We start from the raw sequence: 7673 nt of genomic DNA on the forward strand, positions 1-7673 counted from the left end.
GTGGCGCAGAGCTCGTGGTCGATGATCCGCCGGTCATCGAGGGAGAGGCAGGCGGTTTCGCGGGCGAGGATGGTGGCCTGCCACTGGGAGAACAGCCCGGCCTTCATCAACGCGAAGGTGTGCGGCATCTCCGCAAGGAGGATCTTGGCCAGCCCGAGCAGCTTCGCACCCCGAGCGGGTGAGACCCGGCGCGCCAACGCCACCTGGGAGGCGACGCCTTCGCCGAGCCTGCGAACAGGCACCCCCGCCTCGGCCTGCCGGGCCCGGGCGGCTTCCTCGAGACGTACCGCTGCTTCGGCTTGAACAGCCTCGACTCGGCACTTCACGGCTTCGAGACGAGTGATCCAGTCGACCAGCTCACCCTCGGACGCACCGGGAGGTGGTCCGTCGAGGAGGCGGTCGATGGTCTCGGACATACGTCTTATTATATGCGACGACAGTACATTCCGCTACTCATTTTGGCTGGTCAGCCCCAAGTTATGCAGTCAGCGAACAAGACGCATGAGTGCTGCGCCACTCTCTCGCCGCCGCCCCGATACAGGCGAAATCTTTTCTCGATCGGGTGCCGGGTCGAGGACCGCGAAGCGGCCGGCGAAGCCGGCGCCCGCAGGGCGTCCTTGACGCGGCGCGCGATCGAGAAACACTAGAGATCGGGTCGGCGGCGAACCCTGAAACGAAGGAACAGTCGCCAACCGAGGTTTCCCGGGAACGAGCTCGACAACCCCTCCGCCCAGCGGCTCCAACGGCTCGACCAGCCGGCCGGGCGGGGCCACGATCCGCGACCGAGACCCCGCCCTGCCAGATTCAGACCGCAGTACAGCTAGCAGTAGGCGTCGACGTGTTCCCACCCGAGTACAACGTGATCCCGAACTGGTTCCCGTTGCCGTTGGGCGTGGCAGTGAGAGTCCCCGAGGTCCCGGAGACGCTGGCGTTCCACGAGTTCTGCAGACTCTGCCCGGCCCCGGTGCTGATCCTGACGACCCAGTTGTTGGTACCACTGACAGCGAAGACCGTGTTGAACCGGTCGCCCCACGACTCGGTCCGGGTGACCGTCACCGTGCAGCTCCCTCCCGGGGTGGACCCGCCGTCGGCGGTGTTGAGCTGGTTGAGGACGTAGTTGTAGGCGAGCTTCTTGTTGCCGGAGCCGTCGAAGAGCAGGGGCGTGTCCGAGGCTCGCCACGAGTCGCTGTCACGTACGCCCCAGACCGTGATGCCGGTGCAGCGGGTCACCGCCATGCAGGCCTGGGTGACGCCACGGTACTGCTCGGCCTGCGAGGTGCCGGAGCCGGCGATGTCGAGCTCGGTGATCTGTACGTCGACACCCAGGTCCGCGAAGTTCTGCAGCGTGACGTGGTAGTTGCTCGGCACCGGGTTGCCGGAGTTGAAGTGGGCCTGGAAACCGACGCAGTCGATGGGTACGCCGCGCGACTTGAAGTCGCGGACCATGTTGTAGACGGCCTGCGTCTTCGCGTGACTCCAGTTGTCGGTGTTGTAGTCGTTGTAGCAGAGCTTCGCGTTGGGGTCGGCGGAGCGGGCGGCCCGGAAGGCGGCCTCGATCCAGTCGTTGCCCGTGCGCTGGAGGTTGGAGTTGCGGCGGGCTCCGGAGGAGCCGTCCTCGAACGCCTCGTTCACCACGTCCCAGGCGTAGATCTTGCCGCGGTAGTGCCCCGCGACGCCGGCGATGTGGTTGAGCATCGCGTTGCGGAGGGCACTGCCCTCCATGTTCTGCATCCAGCCCGGCTGCTGGGAGTGCCAGGCCAGCGCGTGCCCGCGGACTCGCTTGCCGTTCTGGAGGGCCCAGTTGGCGATCCGGTCTCCCGAGGTGAAGTTGAACTGGTTCTGCGATGGCTCGGTCGCGTCCATCTTCATCTCGTTCTCGGCGGTGATCATGTTGAACTCACGGTTCGCGATGGTCATGTACTGCGAGTCCGACATCCGGCTGGCCGCGATGGCGGTGCCGAAATAGCGGCCTGACTCGGCAGCCGCAGCCTGCAGGGTGGTGCCGTCGGCATGGGCCGGGACTGCGCCGGAGACGACGGCGAAGCCGCCGGTGATCAGCATGGCTGCCGCGGCGGCGAAGCGGGCGGTGCTTCTCCCCAGCCGGGCACGCACGGGTCTAACTCGAACTCGGGTCATCATCGATCCTGTTCTCTCGATTGAACGGTGGTCGGTGCTACCTCAGAGCTCGCGCGAACTCGCTCGAAAACGTTATCGACATCGTTTTACAGCGTCAAGAGATCGCCGGCATTTCACGTGACATCCCTCACACAGGAATCCTGGGTTGCAGATCTGCGGTCGCCGACGTGGCCGGAGATGGCAGGCTCGCTCCGTGCCCTTCACCCACCGCCTGGCGACTCCCGCCGACATCCCCGACCTGACCGAGATCATGAACACCTCGATCGCCGAGCTCCAGAAGGGGTTCCTGACCGAGGCCCAGATCGCCTCGAGCAGGATGGTGATGGGCATCGACACCCAGCTGATCGAGGATGGCACCTACTTCATCGTCGAGGAGGGCCACGAGATCGCCGGCTGCGGCGGCTGGAGCCGGAGGGCAACCCTCTACGGCGGCGACCACACCCCCGGCCGTGAGCCGACGCTCCTCGACCCGGCCACCGACCCGGCGAGGGTGCGAGCGATGTACACCGACCCGGCCTTCGCCCGTCGCGGCGTCGGCAGGCTGATCTTGGACCTGTGCGAGCGAGCAGCCGCGGCCGAGGGTTTCACCACCCTCGAGCTGATGGGCACGCTGGCCGGCGAGCCGCTCTACCGGGCGTACGGCTTCCAAGCCGTCGAACGGATCGAGGACGACCGTGGCGGCGCCCCGGTACCACTGGTCCGGATGCGCAAGGACATCTGACCCACCGCGGAGGGTCCTAGCCCTCGAGCCGTTCCACCTCCGCAGCCGCCGAGTCCCGGGCAGCAGCCGCGTCCGAGACCGCGGTCTCGGCGGAGTCGCGCGCCTCCTCCGCCTCGGTGAGCTCGTCCTCGACCTCGAGCGCGGTCGCCTCCAGATCGGCCAGGCGACGGCGTAGATCCTCGATCTCGGACTTCACCTGGAGCGACCTGGCCTCGACGTCCTTGAAGGCCGCCGTCGCCTTGTCTCGCTCCGCCTCGGCCTCGGACAGCGCCGACTCGGCCTCGGCGAGCGCCTCGCGCGCCTCATCGAGGGCGGCGGTGTCGGGCAGGTCGGGAACGGCTCGTAGCGGCTCGGGAGGCGGAGGTACGACCTCGGGGACCTCGAAGCCCATCGCGTCGGGCAGCGCGACGGCCGATGCCGCGTCGACGTCGTCGACGCCGGTCGCGGACAGGGCGGCGACGAGCAGACCGCTGCGTACGGCGCGGGCGGCGGACTCGTCGATCATCGCTGCCGTCAGCGTCGCCTCGACCTGGGTCGCCACCGCCTCGGTCACCCGCAGGCCGTGCTCACGCGCGAGACCGCGAGCGCGGGTCGTCACCGCAGCCGTCAGCTGCCGGCGCTGCTTGGTGAGCTCTCGCAGCTGGGCGGCGTCCATCCCGGTCTGCGCCTCGCGGAGCAGCGCTCCGACCGAGATCACCTGCTCCACCTGCTCGGTCTCGTAGCGCACCAGCAGGTTGACCACCCAGGCCGCGGTCGACGGCTTCTTGAGCGCTTTGACCGGGCCCGCCAGCGACGTGCCCTTCAGAGCCTTGGCCCGCGCGTCGCGCTCGGGAGTGAAGTCGGTCAGCGGCAGCCCGTAGAGCTCGGCGGCGATGTCGAGCAGCTCGGGGGCAGGTGCGTCGTCGCTCATGTCCGCCATCTCAGCACGTCGCCGACTACCGCGTCAGCAACCACTCGTCGTAGTCGGCGGCCTGTCGCTTGTGGAGCTCGCGCAGTGCGTCCTCCTCGACCCCGGCGAAGGAGAGCCCGAGGCCCTCCAGGGCCGCCGTCCACTCCGCGAAGTCACGCAGCTCGCGGGTGACCGCACCCTCCCCGATCCGGGTGTAGCGGATCGAGCGGACGGTGTCGGCGCCGGTCGCGTCGCGCCGCTGCACGACCAGCTTGCTCGTATAGGGACCGGGCGGCGTCGAGAGGGCCGGGTGCCTCGCCGCGACCTCGTCCAGGTCCACCAGCCCGCGGATGAGGTTGCCGTGGAAGGACCCCGCCGGGTCGTGGTGGAACGTCCAGCCGTCCTCGCCCACCCGCACCAGCCGATAGACGAACCCGTTCTGCCGGAAGTGTCCGTCGACCAGCGGCAGCGGATCCCGGAAGGCGTCGCCGAAGCCCAGATCGGGCCACCAGCGCCCACCAGGGTTATCGGACGTCGCCAGCCCGCGGACCTCGAAGGCGAGATGGTCCAGCTCACCGCTCGGGCCGGTCGTCTCGATCAGCTGGCCGGGGCGGCGGACGACATCGAATCCCAGCTCCTCCAGGACCAGCGAGACCAGACCGTTGTGGTGGAAGCAGTAGCCCGCGTTGCCGCCGGCGGCGACCCGCTCCAGCGTCTCGACCGGATCCACGGAGTGCGGCGCCCCGACCGCGCCGATGGCGGCGAGCATGGTCGAGAGGTTGTCGTAGGGCAGCGTGTCGAGATGGCGGTGATGAAGCTCGACGAGCGTCTCGTACGTCGCCTCCGGCCGCCCCTCGATGCCGAGCCGTCGCAGATAGCCGTCGATCATCGTTCGTACCTTCCGTGCCGGTGGACCAGCGGGTCGGAGTCGTCACCCACCTCGAGCGACACGATCTCGCACGTCGCCAGGGCCGACCAACCGATTTCCGTCATCGAGACCAGGCGTACGCCGGCCCAGGTGGGGGCGTCGGCGAGACGCCGCCCGAACTCGGTCGTCTCCCATGACCCGGTCCGGAAGGCGCCGCCGGGCGCGGGAGCGGTGCCGCCGAACGCCTCGGCGAGATCACGGTGGCGCCAGTGGAGCAGTGACACGACCCCGACGCCGGTCTCCTCGAGCTCGTCGCGCAGGTCCGAGTCGGGGTCGAGCAGACCGAGCACGGCACCCGGCGCGCCGTTGGCCATCATCAGCGAGGAGACGGTGAGCCCGGCCGAGCCCGAGGTCCACAGCGACACCCGCCCACCCAGACGACCGCGCCACCGGCGTACCGGGTCCTCCGGCGTCGGGAACGGGTGGGACGAGTGGATCGTCAGGCTACGTCCTTGGTCGGCCGCGCGGAGTTCTTCTTCGCGGGCTTCTCACCGTTGGCGAGCTTCTTGGCCTCGGTGGCGTACATGTCGACGTACTCCTGGCCGGACAGCTTCAGGATCTCGTAGACGATCTCGTCGGTGATCGCGCGCAGGATGTAGCGGTCGTTGGCCATTCCCTCGTAGCGCGAGAAGTCCAGCGGCTTGCCGAAGACGATCCGCGGCCGGACGATCTTGCCGAGCTTCTTGCCCGGGGGCGCGATCACGTCGGTGCCGATCACGGCGACCGGGATCACCGGAGCGCCGGTGTCGAGGGCCAACCGAGCGATGCCGGTGCGGCCGCGGTAGAGCTTGCCGTCGTGAGAACGGGTGCCCTCGGGATAGATCCCGAAGAGCTCGCCGTCGCCGAGCACCCGCTTCGCGGCGATCAGGGCACCCTCGGCCGCGGTCGCCCCCGACCGGTCGATCGGCACGTTGCCGGTGCCGCTGAAGAACGTACGCTGCAGGAACCCCTTCACGCCCGTGCCGGTGAAGTACTCCGCCTTCGCCACGAAGCGCACCATCCGCGGGGAGCCCAGCGGCATGAAGAGCCAGTCGGCGTAGGAGAGGTGGTTGCCGGCCAGGATCGCCGGACCCTTGCGCGGGATGTTCTCCACACCCTCCCAGGTCGGGCGGAACACCGCCCGGAGCAGAGGACCGACAGCGACCCACTTCAAGAACGAGTAGAAGAGCTTCGTCGACACCCCATCGCCTTCCCAAATTGCCTTCGACCGGTGAGCCTATAACGAGACAGGTACTTCTACTCCCGCACCCTGTCATGAGATCCGGCTAGGCTGGAAGAGTGAGCGAGCGAGACGACCGGCCCGAGGACATCACCGGGGCCTCCGACGACGCCTCCGTGCCTCCCGAGGGCCAGCCGTCGGACGAGGAAGCCTGGCGCGAGATCGTCGAGAACTACGGCGACCGCCCCGCGCTCGAGGACGAGCCCGTCTCCCGCGGCCTCTTCGAGAAGAAGATCGACATCGTCGAACCCGTCGACGAGCCAGACCCCTACGACGACATGTGGCGTGACGACGACGAGGGCTACGTCCCGCCGCCTCCCCCGCCGCTGCCGAAGCCGACCCCGGCGCGGCTGCTGGCCTGGATCGGCGTGCTCGGCGCGCCGGTCGCGGTGCTCGTGCTGATCGTGGTCACCCAGATCACCGACGAGCACTTCAGCAGCTGGGTCATCGGCGGCCTCGTCACGGCCTTCATCGCCGGTTTCGTCTACCTGCTGGCGACGATGCCGTCCGAGCCCCGCGACCCCTGGGACGACGGCGCTCGCGTCTAGTCCTGGCTCGAGGTCGCCCGGCGGGCCAGGATGCTCGCCCCCACGACGCCGGCCTCGGCACCGAAGGCGGTCGCCACGATCGGCGGTACGTCACGATGGAGGCGGCCGACGAGGGAGGCCTCCAGGGCCGCCCGAGCGGGCGCCAGCAGCAGGTCACCCGCGGTCGAGACTCCCCCGCCGACCACCAGGAGCTCGGGGTCGAAGGCGGCCACCAGGCCGGCCATCCCGACACCGAGCCACGACCCCACCGACTCGTACGCGGCCAGCGCGAGCGCATCGCCGTCGGCCGCGGCGGCGGTGACCGCCGGGCCGGTGATCTTGAGCGGGTCGCCCGCGGCGAGCTCGTCGAGCGGGCCGCCGGCGTGCTCCTCGGTCTCCACACGGGCACGCACGAACGCGACCAGCGCGTTGCCCGAGGAGTACTGCTCCCAGCAGCCGGTCAGGCCGCACTCGCACGGAAGCCCACCCGGCACGACCTGCATGTGGCCGAACTCGCCGGCCATGCCGTTACGGCCGCGCACGACGCGACCGTCCAGGATCACGGCGCCGCCGATGCCGGTGCCGAGGGTGATGAGCAGGGCGGAGTCGACACCGCGTGCCGCGCCGAGCTCAAGCTCGGCGAGCGCGGCGCAGTTGGCGTCGTTGTCGAGTGCCACCCGGGTGCCCCAGCGCGAGGAGAGCCGGGTCAGCGTCGGCTCGCCGCGCCACGGCAGGTGGGGAGCGAACATGACCCGCTCCCCCGCCGCGTCGACGAACCCGGCGGCGGCCAGCCCGACCCCGGCGACGGGACGCCCGGCAGCCACCTCGCTGACCGCCTCGGTCAGCGCGTCCTCGACCAGCTCCAGGTCGACCCGGCGCCCCGGTGTGCTCCGGTGAGCGGTGCGGAGCACCTCGCCGGCCGGCGAGACCTCCGCCGCGAGCACCTTGGTGCCGCCGATGTCGACACCGATGTGCAGGCTCACTTGCGAGCCAGGTCGGCCGCGCCGATCAGCCCCGCGTCGTTGCCCAGGGTGGCCTTGCGGATGTCCAGCATCGGCCGGTGTCCCCGGCCGGTCAGCTGCGCCAGGAAAGCACGCCGGGCAGGCCCGAGCAGCAGGTCGTCGGCGTCGGCCACGCCGCCGCCGATGGCCACCACGGCCGGGGCGAGCCCCGCGGCCCTGCAGGCGATCCCCCCGCCCAGCCAAATTCCGAGGGCCGACAGCGCCACGATGGCCCAACCCTCACCCTCACCG

At 69.8% G+C, this 7673-nt stretch carries 9 protein-coding genes and 1 pseudogene; 2 read left to right on the forward strand and 8 right to left on the reverse strand.

Translation table 11 applies throughout. The annotated features are described in order from the left end of the window. A pseudogene (locus ACFVJS_RS24625) lies at positions 1–416 on the reverse strand (HNH endonuclease); the annotation flags it as partial. A gap of 388 nt (positions 417–804) precedes the next feature. After that, a complete protein-coding gene (locus ACFVJS_RS24630; protein ID WP_378885949.1) occupies positions 805–2112 on the reverse strand; it encodes an endo-1,4-beta-xylanase in 1308 nt (435 codons plus the stop codon). A 217-nt stretch (positions 2113–2329) separates the two neighbouring features. On the opposite strand from ACFVJS_RS24630, the gene ACFVJS_RS24635 reads away from it, so the two are divergent. Further along, positions 2330–2857, forward strand: a complete 528-nt coding sequence (locus ACFVJS_RS24635) for a GNAT family N-acetyltransferase (RefSeq protein ID WP_378885951.1) — start codon at positions 2330–2332, stop codon at positions 2855–2857. Between the two features lie 16 nt (positions 2858–2873). Here the strand turns inward: ACFVJS_RS24635 and ACFVJS_RS24640 are convergent, their stop codons facing one another. The 4 genes from ACFVJS_RS24640 to ACFVJS_RS24655 are packed head-to-tail and all read right to left on the reverse strand — an operon-like array spanning position 2874 to position 5854. Beyond that, entirely contained in the window at positions 2874–3767 is an 894-nt protein-coding gene (locus tag ACFVJS_RS24640) for a hypothetical protein (protein WP_378885952.1), read from the reverse strand. Positions 3768–3792: 25 nt separating this feature from the next. After that, positions 3793–4635: an arylamine N-acetyltransferase gene (locus ACFVJS_RS24645; RefSeq protein WP_378885954.1), complete on the reverse strand. Its 843-nt coding sequence runs from the start codon at positions 4633–4635 to the stop codon at positions 3793–3795. Continuing rightward, entirely contained in the window at positions 4632–5117 is a 486-nt protein-coding gene (locus tag ACFVJS_RS24650; protein WP_378885963.1) for a flavin reductase family protein, read from the reverse strand. Before ACFVJS_RS24650 ends, ACFVJS_RS24645 begins: the two co-directional genes overlap by 4 nt. Next, positions 5114–5854: a lysophospholipid acyltransferase family protein gene (locus tag ACFVJS_RS24655; RefSeq protein WP_378885956.1), complete on the reverse strand. Its 741-nt coding sequence runs from the start codon at positions 5852–5854 to the stop codon at positions 5114–5116. The genes ACFVJS_RS24650 and ACFVJS_RS24655 overlap by 4 nt, the downstream gene beginning before the upstream one ends. Positions 5855–5952: 98 nt before the next feature. On the opposite strand from ACFVJS_RS24655, the gene ACFVJS_RS24660 reads away from it, so the two are divergent. Next, positions 5953–6441: a hypothetical protein gene (locus ACFVJS_RS24660; RefSeq protein ID WP_378885957.1), complete on the forward strand. Its 489-nt coding sequence runs from the start codon at positions 5953–5955 to the stop codon at positions 6439–6441. Here ACFVJS_RS24660 and ACFVJS_RS24665 read toward each other — a convergent pair. Beyond that, on the reverse strand, positions 6438–7403 hold the full coding sequence (locus tag ACFVJS_RS24665; protein WP_378885959.1) for an ROK family protein: 966 nt from the start codon (positions 7401–7403) through the stop codon (positions 6438–6440). The genes ACFVJS_RS24660 and ACFVJS_RS24665 overlap by 4 nt on opposite strands. Next, a partial coding sequence (locus tag ACFVJS_RS24670; protein WP_378885961.1) for an ROK family protein occupies positions 7400–7673 on the reverse strand: 274 nt, incomplete at its 5' end. The genes ACFVJS_RS24665 and ACFVJS_RS24670, both read right to left, overlap by 4 nt.

Origin of the sequence: Nocardioides sp. NPDC057772 (genome assembly GCF_042798075.1) — a bacterium.
Classification (GTDB): Bacteria; Actinomycetota; Actinomycetes; order Propionibacteriales; family Nocardioidaceae; genus Nocardioides.

What these genes read in the sequence shown, in the direction of transcription:
- ACFVJS_RS24640 (WP_378885952.1), bottom strand. Translation starts at nt 3,767, where the DNA reads ATGAGCGACGACGCACCTGCCCCCGAGCTGCTCGACATCGCCGCCGAG.
- ACFVJS_RS24645 (WP_378885954.1), bottom strand. Translation starts at nt 4,635, where the DNA reads ATGATCGACGGCTATCTGCGACGGCTCGGCATCGAGGGGCGGCCGGAG.